This is a genomic window from Xanthomonas arboricola pv. populi (assembly GCF_002939945.1).
Lineage (GTDB): Bacteria > Pseudomonadota > Gammaproteobacteria > Xanthomonadales > Xanthomonadaceae > Xanthomonas > Xanthomonas arboricola_A.
Map to the genome: position 1 here is coordinate 93816 of NZ_MDEB01000009.1, position 17191 is coordinate 111006.

Genomic DNA, 17191 nt, shown 5'->3' on the forward strand with positions numbered 1-17191 from the left:
TGCGCGGACTTGGCGGCCGTAGTAGCGGTGTCGGCGGCCGCGCTTGCCGCGCTCTGGCGCTGCGTTCAGCCGCTGCGGTGATCGTCCGCACGCGGCGGATCCTGCACCGGTTGGTTGTGCTGCAGCAGCCATAACATGATGGTCTTCTGGCGCACGTAGTTGGCGCGGACATAGGCGTAGATCAAGCCGTGCCAGCCATCGCGAAACCCGCCGCGCAGCAGGTAGCCGCGCCAGAAGCGCCAGGCCGGCGCCAGCACCAGCTTGCTCCAGGTCGCACGCTTGCCGCGCGCGTGCTCGTGTTCGGCCATCATCTGCGCGTAGCGCTGGGTCTTGGCCAGTTGCTGCGCCAGCGAGCGGTACGGGTAGTGGATCAGATCGCCGGTCAGGGTCGCGACTGCACCGTCGACACTGGCCGCCTCGTGGATCTCGCGCTTGCCGCGCCAGCCGCCGCGGCGTCGATCGAACAAGCGCAGCACCCGATCCGGATAGGCGTTGCCATGGTGCAGGAACCGGCCGAAATACTCCGACAGCCGTGCGAAGCGATAGCCGGCCGCACCGGCAAACCCACCGTCGCGCGCGGCAATGATCGACGCCCGCAAGGCATCGCTGACGCGTTCGTCGGCATCCAGGCACAGCACCCAGTCGTGGCTGGCCTGCGCGACGCAGAACGCCTTCTGGCTGCGATAGCCATCGAAGGCGCGCTGCAGGACGCGTGCGCCGTGTGCGGCGGCCAGCGTCACGGTGGCGTCGGTGGAGCCGGAGTCCACCACCACGATCTCGTCGCAGAACGCCAGCGAGCGCAGGCAGTCGCGCAGGCGATCGGCCTCGTTGAACGCGATAATGCAGGCGCTGATGCGCGGCCGTTCGTCGGGTGCGGTCGAAGAGGACATGTGATGGCTCAATACCTGCTGTTCGCAACGGAACGTTACGCGTTGCCTATTCTGGCGCCATTGGCGCAGGCATTACAGGCCCGCGGGCACGCCGTGTCGGCGTGGTTCGAGGACGGTGCACGCGGGTTGGTGTTGCCGGACGTGCGCGAGGTTGGCCTGCGCGAGGCGCTGGCATTGCGCCCGCAAGCGGTGTTCAGTGCGGCCAACTGGGTGCCACCGTTCATTGCGGGGGCCAAGGTGCAGCTGTTCCATGGCTTCAACGTGCAGAAACGCGAAGACAATCGCGGGCATTTCCGCGTGCGCGGACTGTTCGATCTGTATTGCACGCAAGGCCCGGCCACCACGGCGCCGTTTCGCGCACTCGCCGAGCGCGAAGGGCATTTCGCGGTGGTCGAGACCGGCTGGCCCAAGCTCGACCCGGTGTTTCGCGACGATGGCGGCCGCAGCGCTGCACTGCGCGCACCCGCCAACGGGCGCCCGGTGATCCTGTTCGGCTCCACGTTTACCGAGCGCTTGAGCGCTGCGCCTGCGCTCTACGACGAGATCGCCGGCGATATCGCGCGCGGTGCGCATTACTGGCTGCTGACGCTGCATCCGAAGTGCGCGCCGGAACTGTTCGATCGCTATCGCGCGCTGGCCGGGCCGCATGCCCGCTTTGTCGAACCCGAAGAAGTCATGGCTGCGCAGCGCGCGGCCGATGTGCTGGTGTCGGACACCTCGTCGATCGTGTCCGAGTTCGTGGTGCAGCACAAACCGGTGGTGACCTTCCGCAACCGGGTGCCGCAGCCGCATATGCTGGACTTCCAGCAGCCCGGGCAATTACCGCAGCAGCTGGTCCGTGCGCTGGCGCCGGATGCGTCGCTGCGCAACGCGCTCGCCAGTTATGCCGACGCGATCCACCCGTATCGCGACGGGCAGTCCTCGGAGCGGGTGATTGCAGCGACCGAGGACTTCATCGCCGGCAAGCTCGGTCGGCTGCGGCGCAAACCGTTGGGCGCAGTGTGGCGAGGCCTGCAGATCCGCCGCGAACTCGGATACTGGGGCCCGGCACAGCGTTGACTGCTGTTAGTTGATCGTTGACGAGATACCGCTGCCAATCAGCACTGCATCCAATCCCGATTCCCGATTCCCGATTCACCAACGCAGCTTGCGCCGCGCCAACGCGGCACCCAACTGGGCCTGCAATGCCTGCGCCTGCGCCAATGGCACAAAGCGCAGGCGCAACCCCGGGCCGGTCGTGCTGGCGCCGGCCGTGTCCAGCCATAGCGTTGCGGTGCCGGACAGACGATCCAGCGGCGAGCGTTGCAGTTGCAGCGCCTGCAGCTTGTCCAGCTCGGCCAGCCGCCACCAGCGTTTCCACCAGCCGCCGCGCACGGCGACAAACCGCGCATCCACCGCGTAGCCCATGCGGTGCACCTGGCGATGCGCCTTGAACGCACTCCACGGCAACCACAGCAGCAACCATGCCGCCTGGTCGCCGAATTGCCAGGCCAGGCCGACCACCAGCGGCAGCAGCAACAACAGCGTGGGCAGGCTCAGGCGCCACCAGCAATGCGTGGCGATCGCCTGCCACTGTGCGGGCGGCCAGGCGATCCCCGGCAGCAGCCGCTGCAACAAGGCATCGCAGCGCTGCGGGTCGGCGATCGGCGCCAGCTCCTTCAACGCGCTGCCTTCGCCGTCGGCGGTGCCTGCCACTGCGGTCTCCACCCGCACCTGTCGACGGCCGAACAGCCGATGCAGGCGACTTTCGTACAGCGTCCACGACTGGATGCGCCGCAGCGCCACACTGCTGCGGATCCGCGTCAGCAGGCCGCGCTCCACGGTGAGGCGGCGCTCGGATTGGCTGAGATGAAAGCCGTGGTACTGCGTCACCGCCAGGGCCACCGACAGCGCACGCATCGCGATCAATACGGCCAGGGTGCCCAGCATCACCAGCGCGGCGGTGACGGCCGCCCCCGGATGGAGCTGGCTGACGTAGCGGTACGCCAGCTCGCCGTTGTGCTCCACGAAGTTGGACACCGTGCGGCGCGGAATCATCTGGTAGATCACGCCGAAGCTGGCAGCCACCACCACCATGCCGCGGTTGGAGATCAGCCCCAGCCGGATCACTTCGGCCATCGGCAAACGCAGCAAGCTGTTGCTGTCAGCCTCGGGCTGCGGTGTACTGGCGTCGGCATCATGCGTGCGGCGACGGATCAGGTCTTCCAGCGCCAGCGCCTGGTCCAGCCGCAGCACGCGCATTTCCGCTTCGGGCTTGTGGCCGCCCGCCGATTCCAGACGCACCTCGGCCACGCCGGCCAGCCGGTGCAGCAGCGATTGATGCACCACCACGTTGTGAATGCGCGCGAACGGGATATCGCGCCGGCTGCGTTCCAGCAGCCCGCTGCGGATCGCCACGCCATCGGTGCCGATGCGGTAACGATAGGTGAAATAGCGCAGCACCGAGATCGCTACCAGCACTGCCATCACCACGCCGGTGGCGATCTGGTCGGACGAGTCTCGGCTGCCATCGCGGCTGCCGAACAGGATCAACGCCGCCAGCGGAATCAGGAACTGGCGGATCTGCTGCAACAACACGAACACCCACGACAGCGGATGCAGGCGCTGCTCGTCCTGGCCGGGATGTTCGACGGCACTCACAGCGCGTCGTCGTCGTGATCGAGCTGGCGGGCGAGGCGGTCGCGCAGGCGTTCGGCATCGCCCTGATCCAGGCCGGACAATGCCACCGCGTTGAGCCGGCTGCCGGCGGTATGCACCACCAGCGTGGTCAGCCGGGTGGCGCGTTCGATCGGGCCGCGGCGCAGGTCCACGTGCTGCACGCGCGAAATCGGGATGCGCGTGTCGCTTTGCCATAGATGACCGCGTTGCAGTGCCAGGCCGTGCTGGTCGAGCTTCCACTGGGTGAGCCGATGCCGTTTGACCGCGAACCACGCACCCAGCAGCGCGGCGACCACGGTCAGGCCCACCACCGCCGGCCAGTAGTGCCAGGCATGCAGCACGGTGACGGCCACGCCGGCCGCGATCAGCCCCGCACATCCGCCGCCCAGCGCGCCGTTGACGCCGGCCACGTAGGCCCCGCGCTGCGGTAGCGGTTGCCACTGTGTGTGGTCCATGGCCGGAACCTGTGCCGGCGCGGCAGCGACGATGACCTCGGGGTGTGGCGGTGGAGCATCGTGCACAAGGCTGGCCTGCAGAAGCGGTGCGCAAGCATAGCCGGGCGCCGAGGGCAGGCGCAGGCGGCGCCTACTGCGCGGCCAGAATCAAGGCATCCACGTCCAGCGCATGCCCGGCACGCGCGGCCTTGGTGCGCAGGTACTGCTCGTTCTCCGGGGTGATGTCGCCGGTCACCGGGATGCGGTCTTCGACCGCGATGCCGGCCGCACGCAGGCGTTCGGCCTTGGCGGGATTATTGGTCAGCAGCCGGATCCGGCCGATGCCCAGACCGCGCAGCATCGCCACCGCACTGCCGTAGCGGCGCTCGTCCGGGCCGAAGCCCAGTTGCGCGTCGGCGTCGATGGTGTCCAGGCCGGCATGCTGGTAGCCGTACGCGCGCATCTTGGCGGCGATGCCGGTGCCGCGGCCTTCCTGGTCCAGATACAGCAGCACACCGCCGCCGAGCTCCTTCAGTTTGGCCAGGCCATGCCGCAGCTGGTCGCCGCAATCGCATTTGAGCGAGCCGAACAGATCGCCGGTCAGGCAGGAGGAATGCACGCGCACCGGCACAGCGGCCGACAGGTCGGGCTGGCCGACCACGATCGCCACCTGGTCGCGCTGCGCCACCCCGCCGCGGAACACCACGAACTCGCTCATCCCCAGCCCGCGCAGCGGCACCGGCGTGCGGGTGACCAACTCGTAGCCGGCAGCGGCGGATGTGGCGCAACCGCTGCCCAGATCGTCCAGTGCCAGCGACTGGCAGCCGGCGAAAGCGGCATGGTCATCTGCGCTGTGCAGCTCCACTGCCAGCATCGCCGGCAGCAGCAGTCCCAGCCGCGCGATCTCCACCGCGCCTGCGTCCAGCGCATCGCCCGGGGTCCACTGCGTCGGTACCGGGGTGTCGCGCAGGTAGGCCAGGGCCGCGAGCTGGTCGTAGTCGTGTCCGGCCAGCGCCACGCGTGCGCCCTGCGGCGCACGCAGGCCCAGCACCTGGGCGCGGGTCGGGGTGACGAACAGATAGTGCCGCCCCTGCGCCGCACGCGCGAAGGCCGCGTACGACTGCGCGGTGCTGCTGTCCAGCGCCAGCACCGCGCGCGCCTGCCCGTTGGCCGCCGTCAGCAGCACCGGGCGGCCGGCGCGCAGTTCGGAGGCGGCGCGCTCGCAACGGATCGCCGCCGGATCACCGAAGGCCTGCGCGCTGTGGGAGGGGACGGGGCTGCTCATGCACGACTCCAGATGGGGATTGCCACGGCCGCTTCAAGGCGGACGCCGCCGCGGCCGTTGCCTGCCGCGTGCGGCCATTGTCGCGTGGTTCGCAAGCGCCAGTCGCCACGGCCGGGTGGAACGCTGCATCCAGCGCCCGCCGTTTGAGTTGCGTGGCAGGCGCGGATTGGTTGCATGCCGGCCGCGTTGTTCATCGCCCGGCAATGCCTTTTAATTCCAAGACCCTCTGCCCGCACCGGACCCCATGTCTCTCATCGACTGCAGCGAAGACCGCCACGCCAGCGCCATCTTGGAGATCTTCAACGACGCCATCGCCAACTCGACCGCGTTGTACGACTACAAGCCGCGGCCACCGGAGAGCATGGTCGGCTGGTTTGCGACCAAGCGCGCGGGCGGCTTTCCGGTGATCGGGGTGGAAGCTGCCGACGGCAGCCTGATGGGGTTCGCCAGTTACGGCACCTTCCGCGCCTGGCCGGCGTTCAAATACAGCGTGGAGCATTCGATCTACGTGCACCGCGACCATCGCGGCAAGGGGCTTGGACGCCTGCTGTTGCAGGGCGTGATCGCGGCGGCGGAACAGCGCGGCGTGCATGTGCTGGTCGGCGGCATCGATGCCAGCAATCAGGCCAGCATCGCCCTGCACGAACAGTTCGGCTTCACCCATGCCGGCACCGTGCGCGAGGCCGGTTTCAAGTTCGGCCGTTGGCTGGACCTGGCGTTCTATCAGCGCATCCTCGCCACGCCGGCCGATCCGCACGACGATTGAGCCGCTGCCGACGCCGCGCCATGCGCAAGCGGATCTGTCTTCAGCTAGCCGGCTTCAGTGCGGATGCCGCTCGGTCGCATATGGATTGGCCTCGCCGCTGCCCGGCGGGCGTAGCGTGTAGCGCTTGTAGGTCCATTGGTATTGCGCCGGGTCGCGCCGGGCGATCTGTTCGATACCCGCGTTGAGCGCGCTGGCGGCGCGCACCGGGTCGGCGTCGGCCACTGCCGGGTCGGCCGGCTGCACATGCAACGCAAACTGCAGGTCGCCACCGGCGCGTTCGCACCAGCCATACAGCACGATCGCACCGGTGCGCTCGGCAAGTCGGTTGACCAGGGTCATGGTCAGGGCGGGGATGCCGAAGAACGGCGCAAACACGCCATCGCCCATTTTCGGCTGCTGGTCGGGCAGGATGCCGACCGCGCCCCCGTCCTTGAGCACCTTGAACAACTGCCGCACGGCCGGGCCTTCGGCACGCACCTGGCGCACATTGTCGCCGCCACGGGCCAGTTGCAGGAAACCGTCCACCGCGTCCGATTCCGGCGGGCGATACACGATCGCGATCGGCCCGCGTTCGGACAGCCACTGGTTGAGCAGCTCCCAGTTGCCGAAATGCGGCGCGGCGACGATGACGCCGCGCCCGGAGGCCAGCGCGGCGTCGTAGAGCGCCTGGCCAGTGCGCTGCAGCCGCGCCAGGTTCTCGGCCGGCGGGCGGGTCCAGGTGCGCAGCACTTCCAGCGTCTGCCGCGCGGTCGACCGCAGCACCTGCGCATGCAGCTGCGCGCGCCGGCCGGCATCCAGTTCCGGGTACGCCAGTTCCAGGTTGCGGCGTGCCACGCGGGCCTCGCGCGCATTGAGCTTGCGCCAGCTCCAGGCCAGCGCGTCGGCCACACGTTTGAGCAGCGGCCACGGCAGGCGGCCCACGGTGGCGGCGGTGGCGTAAAGCAGGCGAGCGCGAACATCGGGTTTCATCCGCGCAATTCTAAACAGCGCGGCCGGCGATGACCCACGCGTGACACTGCCAACCGTGCTGGGCATGCTGCGCGGCACAGTTTGCTGCCGGAGATTGCCCATGCTTGCGCTGATCCAACGTGTCACCCGCGCCGCAGTCACGGTCGATGCGCAGACCGTCGGGCAGATCGGTCCGGGGCTGCTGGCCCTGGTCGGAGTCGAGCCCGGCGACAGCGACGCGCAGATCCGGCGACTGGCCGAGCGCCTGCTCGGCTACCGTGTGTTCGCCGACGACGCCGGCAAGATGAACCGCTCACTCACCGACACCGGCGGCGGCCTGTTATTGGTCAGCCAGTTCACCCTGGCCGCAGACACCGGTTCCGGCAATCGCCCCGGCTTCAGCACGGCGGCGGCGCCGGTGGAGGCTGAACGGGCGTTCAATCGATTGGTGGCGATCTGCCGCGAAAAACATCGTGGCGGGGTGGAAACCGGGCGCTTCGGTGCCCATATGGTTGTCGACCTGGTCAACGATGGCCCGGTGACCTTCCTTCTCAGACCCTAGATACCCACGTCCACCAGCGGTCCTGTCTTGAATCCGGCAGATCGGGCTTCACGCTGGTATAATGCTAGGTTCTCTTTCCAATCTCAAAGCCGGTGGCGCGAGCACTCATGGCCAACGAACGTCCTGCCCAGCAATCCGACATCAAGCTACTGATCAGCAAGGGCCTGGAACAGGGCTATCTGACCTACGCCGAAGTCAATGACCACCTGCCCGACGACCTGGTCGACCCGGAGCAGATCGAAGACATCATCAGCATGATCAACGGCATGGGCATCGATGTCCATGAAGTTGCGCCCGATGCTGAAACCCTGCTGCTCAACGATGGCAACACCGGCAACCGCGAGGTTGACGACACCGCAGCCGAAGAAGCCGCCGCCGCGCTGACCGCGCTCGACACCGAAGGTGGCCGCACCACCGACCCGGTGCGCATGTACATGCGCGAAATGGGCACTGTCGAGCTGCTGACCCGCGAAGGCGAAATCGCCATCGCCAAGCGTATCGAGGAAGGCCTGAGCCAGGTCCAGGCAGCGCTGGGCGTGTTCCCGCTGTCGACCGAAATGCTGCTGGCCGATTACGAAGCGCACAAGGAAGGCAAGAAGCGTCTGGCCGAGATCGTGGTCGGCTTCAACGACCTGATCGAGGAAGCCGACGCCGCCGCCGCCGCGCTGGCGGCCGCTGGCCCTGTCGCCGTCGACGAGGATGCGGTCGATGAGGACGCCGAAGACGGCGATGACGACGCTGCCGAGGAAGAGGCCGGCCCGACCGGTCCGGACCCGGTGGAGGTCGCCACGCGCATGGAGAACCTGGCCAACGAATACGCCAAGTTCAAGAAGATCTATGCCAAGAACGGTGCCGAGCACAAGCTGGTGGTCAAGGCGCGCGAAGACATGGCCGCCATCTTCACCACGCTCAAGCTGCCGCTGCCGCTGACCGATGCGCTGGTCACCCAGCTGCGTGGCGTGGTCAACGGCATCAAGGATCATGAGCGCAAGGTGCTGCACCTTGCCACCACCGTGGCGCGCATGCCGCGCAAGGATTTCATCCGCTCCTGGGAAGGCAACCAGACCAACCTGGAATGGGTGGAAGACGCACTCAAGCGCAAGCAGAAGTGGTCGTCGGCGCTGCGCGACGTCAAGGATCAGATCGTCTCCGAGCAGCAGGGCTCGATCGAGATGGAGAAGGCCAACTACCTGACCCTGGGCGAGATCAAGGAGATCAGCCGCGCAATGGCCTATGGCGAAGCCAAGGCACGCAAGGCCAAGAAGGAAATGGTCGAGGCCAACCTGCGTCTGGTCATCTCCATCGCCAAGAAGTACACCAACCGCGGCCTGCAGTTCCTCGACCTGATCCAGGAAGGCAACATCGGCCTGATGAAGGCCGTGGACAAGTTCGAATACCGTCGCGGTTACAAGTTCTCGACGTATGCAACGTGGTGGATCCGTCAGGCCATCACCCGTTCGATCGCCGATCAGGCGCGCACCATCCGTATTCCGGTGCACATGATCGAAACGATCAACAAGTTGAACCGCATTTCCCGCCAGATGCTTCAGCAGTTCGGCCGCGAGGCCACGCCGGAGGAACTGGCCAAGGAAATGGACATGCCCGAGGACAAGATCCGCAAGGTGATGAAAATCGCCAAGGAGCCGATCTCGATGGAAACCCCGATCGGCGACGACGAGGATTCGCATCTGGGCGACTTCATCGAGGACACCAATGTGGAGTCCCCGATCGATAACACCACCAACATCAATCTTTCCGAGACGGTGCGCGACGTGTTGGCAGGTTTGACCCCGCGCGAGGCCAAGGTGCTGCGGATGCGTTTCGGTATCGACATGAATACCGATCACACGCTGGAAGAAGTCGGCAAGCAGTTCGACGTCACCCGCGAGCGGATTCGTCAGATAGAGGCAAAGGCGTTGCGTAAGCTGCGGCACCCGAGCCGTTCGGAACAGCTGCGTTCGTTCCTGGACATCGACTGATCCAGTCGTCGTACCGTTGCAGTGATCACACAACAGCCCCGCACTTGCGGGGCTGTTGTGTTGTGGGGCATGCCGCAGGCTATGCTCCGCCGGGTGGGCGTCCGCCGAACCGCGGATGCGTCGGGGATGGCACGCAGGTGACATTCACGCCTCGGCGACGAAGCCAGACAGCGGCGCAACATGAAGCCGATGTTTCTTCCAGGCTCACGTGACGTTCTAGCCGTGGCTTCTAAGTTGATGGACGAATGGAACGAGGCCGTCGTATGAGCAGGCAAAGCCGCTTTGAAACCACCACATACCGCGAGCACGAGATTCGCGTACGCGCCGAGCAGGCGTCCCCGGGTGCCATGTGGACATTGTGGGTGGATGTGTATGCGCTGGGTGGCAAGCGTGAGCCACGGATCGATGGCCGGGAACCGGGTTGGGAGACCTACCAGGACGCTATCGCGCAGGGATTCCGTGCAGGGCGGCAATTGGTCGACGTGCAGCTTGAGATGGCGTAGCAGCCGGGATTGGGGGAGTGGGGATTCGGGATTGCTGAGGGACTTGTAGCTCCGGATCGTGCACCGCGAACGGTGCGCAGGGCAGGCTGGTCGCTTACAACTTCAAAAGCCTGGCTTACGCCGGGCTTTTCTGTGTCCGCATGTGCAAGCACAGGTGGGTGCGGACACTTCTCCTCATTGACAGCCCGATGTCAGCAGACAGCGATGCACGCGGACAGGTAAACTTTCGCGTCAGCTGGACGGTCCGACATGCCCCGCATCTCGCAACCCACCCCGCCGGGCCTATAGCTCAACGGTTAGAGCAGAGGACTCATAATCCTTTGGTTCCAGGTTCGAATCCTGGTGGGCCCACCATTTTAAGATCCAGCAGCGTCCTAAGAAGGCCGAAAACCCGTATGAAATAAGGGATTTCGGCCTTTTTTGTGTCTGATTGCGTCCTATGGGGTCTGTTTAAATCCCAAGTTTGATGACGGTAAGTTTGGCGGTAAGCTACCGCCCCCCAAAGTCAGTTACCGCCAAAGTGCCTTTGACCGATACAGCCATTCGTAAGGCAAAGCCAGCCGCCAAAGTGCAGAAGCTTCGCGACGGCGGCGGCCTGTATGTGCTACTGCGCCCTGACGGTGCAAAGTGGTGGCGTTGGGACTACCGCCGCCCGGTGACGAGCAAGCGCAACACGCTATCGCTTGGGACATATCCGGATGTCAGCTTGGCTACGGCACGTGAGCGGCATGCGGCGGCGCGCAAGTTGTTGGCCGAAGGCATCGATCCTGGCGAACAGCGCAAGGCCGAGAAGTCGGCAACCTTGGAGCGCTCGGCTAACACGTTTGAGGCGATCGCCGCGGAGCATCTATCTATGCGAGCCAACAAGCTCTCTGCTGGCTCAGTTGTGCGTGAGCGGCGCCTGCTTGAGAAGGATCTCGGTCCTTACATCGGTAGCCGTCCAGTGGATGCAATACCGGCTCGCGATCTACTGCAGGCACTGCGGAAGATTGAGGCGCGTGGGGCGGTGGAAACTGCTCATCGCGCGCGAATGCTTGCCGCCCAAGTGTTTCGCTATGCCATTGCTACGGGCCGAGCGGAACGCAACCCTGCTTCTGATCTGAAGGGCGCTTTGACTCCACCGGAGGGTCGTCATTTCGCCAGCGTGACCGAGCCAGCCTTGGTAGGTGAGCTATTGCGAGCGATCCATGGCTATCGTGGTTCACCAGTGGTGATGGGAGCGCTGCAACTGGCTCCACTCGTATTCGTGCGCCCAGGAGAACTGAGGCGAGCACGCTGGGAGAACATTGATCTTGATTCGAGCGAATGGCGATTCATTGCGAGCAAGACCGCTCAGTCCCACGTGGTTCCATTGTCCTCGCAAGCGGTTGCCATCTTGCGCGACCTACATCCGCTGACGGGTCGCGGTGAGTTCGTTTTCCCTAGCGTGCGTGGGAGAGGGCGGCCGATGAGCGAAAACACCATCAATGCGGCGCTGCGGCGGCTGGGCTACGACTCAGACACGATGACAGGTCATGGCTTCCGAGCAATGGCACGCACAGTCTTGGACGAGGTTTTGGGCTTTCGTCCCGACTACATCGAGCACCAGCTTGCGCATGCCGTCCGAGATCCCAACGGACGCGCCTACAACCGCACTGCTCATCTGGTCGAGCGCCGGAAGATGATGCAAGCCTGGGCAGACTATTTGGACAGTCTCAGGGCGTCCATCTAGGCCGCTATTTGCCCACTTTTATTTCCTGACTTGCCATTTTTCTGGGTAACCGCTGTAACGCGCGTAACGTCATGGAAATAACGCAATAAATTCAGGTGATTAGATGGTTGTGTTGGTGGTCCCGTTGCCGCGTAACGCACTGTAACCCGTGTAGCAAGCACCTCGCTTTGGGACGATGCCGGACGCACCCGGACGCCGGATCAGGCTGCGCCTAGCGCGACGCAGGTCGGCGGGGTCAGCCGAGGTGACTTTTTGGCGAGCCTCTTCTCTGGCGCCGAATCCCTTCTCCGCTAGGCCCGTGCAGACCTCAGCAGGCGCACGGGCAGCCCTGCGCTGCAAGTTACTTGCTGGCGTTCGCCAGCCATACCGCCACGCCTGCACGCCAGTGCCTTGCTCGCATCGTCTACGTGGGCCGGCAACGCCTGCCCGTCGTCCGCCAGATTCCGGCCGCGTCCAACAGAGTTTGTAAAAAAAGTTTTTACACAGCCAGTCGCGTGAACTCCGACCCGCTGGCTTCTAGTCTCTTGGCAAGCCCAAAACACATGGCAGTCGTTGACCAGCAGGTCAATGCGCCACCTCAAACGATGCTCGCTTCCCGAACAACACCCGCCGCCCCACCAGGCGCGCCGGCCAACGCACCACGTCCCGATGCCGGCCGCAGCGAACGCTTCTTGCGTAAGCCCGAAGTGCTCAGTCGCACCGGCATCTCCCGATCCCACCTGTACTGGCTGATGGATCGCGGCCGGTTTCCCAAGTCCATCCCGCTCTCTCCCCGCGTCACGGTCTGGCTTGAGTCAGATGTTGATGCCTGGATCGCAGCCCAGATTCCCGCCACCCATCCGCGAGTACAGCCATGACCGACGACATCCACCTGACCATCTCCGGCAAGCGCTTCACGCTGACGCGCGCCGAAGCCGAGTTCCTTGCCGAACACCTGCGCACGGCAATCGCGCAGCCGAACCTTGGCCTGCACTTCACCCATCACCGACCTGGTCGGATTGGCGAGATCGTGTTGACGCGCGGCACTCCCGCGATCTTGACCGATTGCTGAGGTGCCTATGACCACTCCCGCTCGCGCGTTTCTTCGCTGCCCGCACTGTGATGCTGCTGCCATCGTCCGGTCGAGCGTGTCCCACAACAGGCTGCTCCGTGAATCGATGCTTCAGTGTCGCAACGCGCTGTGCGGGCACACATTCACCGCCTACACCGAAATCGTCCGCACCATCTCCCCAAGCGCTTGCCCAAGCCCTGAAATCTGCCTGCCAATCAGCAGCGCATCAGAGAAGGCCGCCTTCAAGGCGAAGTTGATCGAGAAGCAGATGGCAGGAAAAAGCGCGTGATGTTGTGGTTGACAATGCGCGGGCAATGCGCGCAGCATTCCCACGTCGCCGCACAATCGGCGACCGGGTTTTGCAGCCCGACACATGAGGCGCACCAGCGCCCATCGATCGATGCACGGCGCTTTTTTATTGCCCGCTGTGTCGTCGCGGGCGACTGCTTGCCAGTTCTATGGCGGGCGGTGCGCGGAGGCCGCAAGGCCTGCCGGTCCTCATGCCGGTCTGCAAACCGCGTACCGTCCGTCACCCCGTTTTGCAGCGGGGCGGCGGATTCCGACCTACATGAGGAATCAGCCATGTCCCACGACACCCTAGTTGCGCCTACGCGTTTCAGCGTTCGCATTGCCCATCATTTTGGCGAAATCGCCGACACCCTCGATTGGGATCACACCCGTTGGCTGGCGCTCGATGCGTGCCTGCAAGCCACTGGGAAGCAGCCCGACACACTGACGCTGGCCGAGATCCAGCAGGCCATTGCCGCCGCCGCACAGGAGGTTGCGCGATGATCGGTTCGCACCTTGATGCCCTGGTCGGTAACGACGATGCGGTGATGCACGACTTGTTCAGTGCGACCCGTCAGCTGCTGCGCATCTACGAAATGCCAATGACCGCGCTGTTCCAGCTGGTCGAGGCACTTGAGCGTCGCGCCGGTTCCATGGAAGACCTGTCGCTGGGCGAACTCTTGAGGATGGTCGGCAGCGTGGAGGTGACCCCATGACGCACGAGACCGTTGGACTGTCGGGCGTGCCGAACATGGGCGACGGACAAGTGAGCGCCACGATGCTAGATGCGGTGCTTGATGCCGAGTGCGCAGAGAGCATCTTGCGCCTAGCGCACCGCATCGATCGCTTGCGTTGTAAGGCCGAAAAGCACCTGGCAACCGCACGTGCAGAGCTCGATGAAGCGCTGCAGGGCCATCCGCTTGAAGATCGGCTGCGCAAGCGCTTTTTCGCGCCGCTGGAACATGATTGCACAGAGCTGGTCCGCGTTTTTCAGCGCGTGCAGTGCCGCCTGTCGCTGTTCACTCCTGCCCAATCACAGAAGCAGTTCGAGGACTGCATGGCCTTGCAATTGGAGGACATCCAGGCCGAGCGAGCGGCCAGCTATGCAGAAGCACCATGCGCGTGCACTGTGCCCGAATTGCCCTTCGGCTACTGGATGAGTGAGGACAGCTACAACCGGCTCAGGCGCGCCCGCTGGACGGCGTTGATGTTGAGCGGCATGGGCGATGGCATGGCCGAACGTATGGCGCTGTCGTTCGAGTCGATGGCCGCCAGCACGCTCTACATCCACGAGGATCTGGCTGCGGTCATGAACGACGCCACGCATAGCACCGAGTTGGTGGCTGACGATGCGTCGTGCTGACGGCTTCGTGGTTGCCATGCAATCGGCGGGCTTGCTGGTGGCGTCTGTTGTTGCCGATGGTCGTCTCCGGCGCGTGCGGGCCGAAGGCGACGGCAGCGGTCAGCGCAGTGGCTGGTATGTCCTTCATGCTGGTCCGCCGCTGGCCGGCGCCTATGGCAACTGGAAGACCGGCGCGAGCGCGCAATGGCGTGACAGCGAGGGTGGTTCGCTATCGGCTGCGGAATTGGCGGAGATCCGCGAGAAAGCGCGCCGCGCGCAGCGGCAACAGCAGGCCGAATGCGCACGGCGCCATGCAGCAGCACGCGAGGCGGCATTGGCGCAATGGCGACAGGCGGATGCGGCCAGCGCGACGCATGCCTATCTGGTCGCCAAGGGCGTGGCCTCCCACGGTCTACGGCAATCAGGTGGGCATCTGTTGGTGCCCATGCGCGACGCCGAAGGACATCTATGGAGCATGCAGACCATCGCGGCCGATGGAAGCAAGCGCTTCCTCGCAGGTGGTCGAAAGCGTGGGCTGTATTACGCCATCGGGCGAGAGGTCTCGGAGGTGGTGTGCATTGCCGAAGGCTATGCCACCGCTGCCAGCATCTATGAGGCGACGGGCTATCCAACCGCCGTGGCCTTCGACGCCGGCAACCTCGAACCTGTAGCGAGGGAGCTGCGCAACAAGTTTCCCGACGCCTTGATTGTGCTGTGCGCAGACGACGATGCAGCGACTGCGTTATGTCGCGGCATCAATCCCGGCTTAGCAAATGCACAGCGCGCAGCGCACGCCGTCGGCGGTGTCGTGGCACTGCCACCGCGCTCACCCGATCACTCTTAAGCGCCTCACCTTTGTGACCCTTCAACCCAAGGCGCTACGCGCCGACGTGGCAATGGAGCCTCGTGCATGAGCAACACCATCAAATCCGTAGACTTCAACGATGCTGCCAAAGCGGTGGGCAAAAAGGCCGTGCGTAGTTCGATCGAGGCGGCCGTGCGCAGGGGCAGTGGGACCAGCAAGGCACGCGCCGATAGCGCTGCCGGAGCTAAGCCGCACTATCGACTGAGCGATGCCGGTGTGTTCTACGTCGGCGTCAACGAAGACAGCGAGCAGGCAGAGCCGCAGTTCATCTGTTCGCCGCTGAAAGTCGAGGCTAAGACCCGCAATAGCCAGAGCGAGGAATGGGGCCGGCTGTTGAGTTGGACCGACGCCGATGGTCATCGCCACCAGTGGGCCGCGCCAGCCGAAATGCTGGTGGGCGACCCACGCGAGTTCGTCCGCCAGTTGGCAGCTGGTGGTGTGGAGATGTCCGCGCACCGCAGCACGATGCAGCGGCTGCTTGCCTACATCATCCAAGAGCGCATCGACGCACGTGCCCGCAACGTGGCCGTGCCGGGCTGGCACGACAGCAGCTATGTGCTGCCCAGCGGCGAGAGCTACGGTGCCGGCGAGGAGTTGCTGGTCTACCAGCACAGCGGCGGCTTGCAGCATCACTACGCGGCGGTTGGCTCGCTGGACGATTGGAAACGTGAAGTGTCAGCACGTTGCGCGGGTAACTCGCGGCTGGTGCTGGCGGTAGCGACGATGTTTGCCGGCCCGCTGCTGCGCTTCACCGGCGCCACGGGTGGCGGCTTCCACATCGTCGGCGGCAGCAGCAGCGGCAAGACCACCGCGCTACGCGTGGCCGCCAGCGTTGTAGGACCACCAGAGTACGCCCGCGAGTGGCGCAGCACCGCCAACGGGCTGGAAGGTGTGGCGGTGCTGCACAACGATGCGACGCTGATCTTGGACGAGCTGGCACAGATCGATCCGAAGCAGGCCGGCGATGCGGCGTATTTGCTTGCCAACGGTAACGGCAAGAGCCGCGCGAACCGTGCCGGCGACGCACGGGCGGCGGCACGCTGGCGCATCATGATCCTGTCGGCAGGCGAGGTGGGCTTGGCCCAACACATGGCCGAGGCTGGCAAGCAAGCAAGGGCCGGGCAGGCCGTGCGCTTGGCGGACGTGCCAGCAGAGGCCGAGGCCGGCCACGGCGTCTTTGAACGGCTTCACGACGCCAGCGACGGCGCAGCCCTATCTGCCCTGCTCAAGGACGCCTCGGCGCGCTCCTACGGCTCGGCATGGCCGCTATGGATGGAATATTTGACGCGGCTGGACAGCCCCAAGCTCACAGCGCAGCTGCGCGAGGCAACAGACCGCTTCCTGGCAACGCACGTGCCGGATAACGCGTCGGGTGAGGTACGCCGCGTGGCAGAGCGATTCGCCATCGTCGCCTTTGCCGGCGAGCTAGCCAGTACCTGCCGGCACCAGCTCACCGGCTGGCAGAAGGGTGAAGCAACCAAAGGTGTGGCGACTTGCTTCCAAGCCTGGCTGCAGCGCCGTGGTGGCTCGGGCAGCGCTGACACTGACGCTTTGATGTCGCGCATCCGCGCGTTTTTTGAAGCCCACGGCGAGAGCCGCCTTGAGCGATTCCGCGCAGCGGACGGTCTTCCCGTGCGAGAGCGTGCCGGCTTCCGTCGCTTCGATGAAGTGGGCGTCACCGAATACATGGTGTTGCCCGAAGCTTTCCGCCGCGAATTGTGCGCTGGCCATGACGCACGGCAAGCCGCGCGTGAGCTGATCGCCGCTGGGTGGATCAAGCCCGCAGCCGACGGCAAACCCTCACAGGTTGTGCGCGTGCCCGGTATGGGTGCGGTGCGCTTGTACATCTTCGACTCGCGCAAGGTGCATGACGGCTCATTGTGAGCTGCTTGCAGTGCGTGTCATCACC

18 protein-coding genes, 1 tRNA gene and 1 pseudogene are annotated in these 17191 nt (G+C 65.1%); 15 read left to right on the forward strand and 5 right to left on the reverse strand.

Annotated features, from left to right (window positions below; genetic code table 11):
- Positions 1-65 precede the first annotated feature (65 nt).
- Positions 66-890, reverse strand: coding sequence for a glycosyltransferase family 2 protein (locus tag XaplCFBP3123_RS19225; protein ID WP_104535484.1), 825 nt, complete (start codon positions 888-890; stop codon positions 66-68).
- Between XaplCFBP3123_RS19225 and XaplCFBP3123_RS19230 the strand changes: the two genes are divergently transcribed.
- The gene (locus XaplCFBP3123_RS19230; protein ID WP_104535485.1) at positions 891-1949 is read left to right on the forward strand and encodes a CDP-glycerol glycerophosphotransferase family protein; all 1059 of its coding nucleotides are present in this window, start codon (positions 891-893) and stop codon (positions 1947-1949) included. It begins immediately after the preceding gene.
- A 75-nt stretch (positions 1950-2024) separates the two neighbouring features.
- On the opposite strand, the gene XaplCFBP3123_RS19235 is transcribed toward XaplCFBP3123_RS19230, so the two are convergent.
- From XaplCFBP3123_RS19235 to ribA, 3 genes are read right to left on the reverse strand one after another with little or no spacing between them, the layout of a single operon-like run.
- Positions 2025-3530: a PH domain-containing protein gene (locus tag XaplCFBP3123_RS19235; RefSeq protein WP_104535486.1), complete on the reverse strand. Its 1506-nt coding sequence runs from the start codon at positions 3528-3530 to the stop codon at positions 2025-2027.
- Complete coding sequence (locus XaplCFBP3123_RS19240; RefSeq protein WP_104535487.1) at positions 3527-4126, reverse strand: PH domain-containing protein; 600 nt, start codon at positions 4124-4126, stop codon at positions 3527-3529. The genes XaplCFBP3123_RS19235 and XaplCFBP3123_RS19240 overlap by 4 nt, the downstream gene beginning before the upstream one ends.
- Before the next feature lie 7 nt (positions 4127-4133).
- Complete coding sequence (gene ribA, locus XaplCFBP3123_RS19245) at positions 4134-5267, reverse strand: GTP cyclohydrolase II RibA (RefSeq protein ID WP_104535488.1); 1134 nt, start codon at positions 5265-5267, stop codon at positions 4134-4136.
- A 244-nt stretch (positions 5268-5511) separates the two neighbouring features.
- Between ribA and XaplCFBP3123_RS19250 the strand changes: the two genes are divergently transcribed.
- Complete coding sequence (locus XaplCFBP3123_RS19250) at positions 5512-6033, forward strand: GNAT family N-acetyltransferase (protein ID WP_016902496.1); 522 nt, start codon at positions 5512-5514, stop codon at positions 6031-6033.
- A gap of 54 nt (positions 6034-6087) precedes the next feature.
- Here the strand turns inward: XaplCFBP3123_RS19250 and XaplCFBP3123_RS19255 are convergent, their stop codons facing one another.
- Positions 6088-7104 carry a lauroyl acyltransferase gene (locus XaplCFBP3123_RS19255; protein ID WP_172453388.1) on the reverse strand — a complete coding sequence of 339 codons (1017 nt, stop codon included), beginning with the start codon at positions 7102-7104 and terminating at the stop codon, positions 6088-6090.
- On the opposite strand from XaplCFBP3123_RS19255, the gene dtd reads away from it, so the two are divergent.
- The 13 genes and pseudogenes from dtd (at position 7103) to XaplCFBP3123_RS19325 (ending at position 17166) form a co-directional block, all read left to right on the forward strand.
- Positions 7103-7543, forward strand: coding sequence for a D-aminoacyl-tRNA deacylase (gene dtd / locus XaplCFBP3123_RS19260; protein WP_104535490.1), 441 nt, complete (start codon positions 7103-7105; stop codon positions 7541-7543). The two genes, XaplCFBP3123_RS19255 and dtd, sit on opposite strands and share 2 nt — an antisense overlap.
- 107 nt (positions 7544-7650) lie before the next feature.
- Positions 7651-9522, forward strand: a complete 1872-nt coding sequence (rpoD, locus tag XaplCFBP3123_RS19265; protein WP_104535491.1) for an RNA polymerase sigma factor RpoD — start codon at positions 7651-7653, stop codon at positions 9520-9522.
- 189 nt (positions 9523-9711) lie between these two features.
- Positions 9712-10025 (forward strand): annotated as a pseudogene (locus XaplCFBP3123_RS19270) (DUF6566 family protein).
- 278 nt (positions 10026-10303) lie between these two features.
- Positions 10304-10379 (forward strand) — tRNA-Ile (locus tag XaplCFBP3123_RS19275).
- A 166-nt stretch (positions 10380-10545) separates the two neighbouring features.
- A complete protein-coding gene (locus XaplCFBP3123_RS19280; protein WP_057673592.1) occupies positions 10546-11736 on the forward strand; it encodes a tyrosine-type recombinase/integrase in 1191 nt (396 codons plus the stop codon).
- A gap of 344 nt (positions 11737-12080) precedes the next feature.
- Positions 12081-12593: a helix-turn-helix transcriptional regulator gene (locus XaplCFBP3123_RS21760; RefSeq protein ID WP_253254254.1), complete on the forward strand. Its 513-nt coding sequence runs from the start codon at positions 12081-12083 to the stop codon at positions 12591-12593.
- Positions 12590-12787 (forward strand): hypothetical protein, encoded by a 198-nt coding sequence (locus XaplCFBP3123_RS19295; protein ID WP_053045950.1) that lies wholly within the window; start codon positions 12590-12592, stop codon positions 12785-12787. Before XaplCFBP3123_RS21760 ends, XaplCFBP3123_RS19295 begins: the two co-directional genes overlap by 4 nt.
- Before the next feature lie 7 nt (positions 12788-12794).
- Positions 12795-13076 carry an ogr/Delta-like zinc finger family protein gene (locus XaplCFBP3123_RS19300; RefSeq protein ID WP_080995657.1) on the forward strand — a complete coding sequence of 94 codons (282 nt, stop codon included), beginning with the start codon at positions 12795-12797 and terminating at the stop codon, positions 13074-13076.
- Positions 13077-13369: 293 nt separating this feature from the next.
- Positions 13370-13579, forward strand: a complete 210-nt coding sequence (locus tag XaplCFBP3123_RS19305) for a hypothetical protein (RefSeq protein WP_053045948.1) — start codon at positions 13370-13372, stop codon at positions 13577-13579.
- A complete protein-coding gene (locus tag XaplCFBP3123_RS19310; protein WP_010369976.1) occupies positions 13576-13791 on the forward strand; it encodes a hypothetical protein in 216 nt (71 codons plus the stop codon). Before XaplCFBP3123_RS19305 ends, XaplCFBP3123_RS19310 begins: the two co-directional genes overlap by 4 nt.
- Positions 13788-14438, forward strand: a complete 651-nt coding sequence (locus XaplCFBP3123_RS19315) for a hypothetical protein (RefSeq protein ID WP_104535493.1) — start codon at positions 13788-13790, stop codon at positions 14436-14438. The genes XaplCFBP3123_RS19310 and XaplCFBP3123_RS19315 overlap by 4 nt, the downstream gene beginning before the upstream one ends.
- Positions 14425-15261, forward strand: coding sequence for a toprim domain-containing protein (locus XaplCFBP3123_RS19320; RefSeq protein WP_057673433.1), 837 nt, complete (start codon positions 14425-14427; stop codon positions 15259-15261). Before XaplCFBP3123_RS19315 ends, XaplCFBP3123_RS19320 begins: the two co-directional genes overlap by 14 nt.
- A gap of 66 nt (positions 15262-15327) precedes the next feature.
- Positions 15328-17166, forward strand: a complete 1839-nt coding sequence (locus XaplCFBP3123_RS19325; protein WP_104535494.1) for a DUF927 domain-containing protein — start codon at positions 15328-15330, stop codon at positions 17164-17166.
- The last annotated feature ends 25 nt before the right edge of the window (positions 17167-17191 follow it).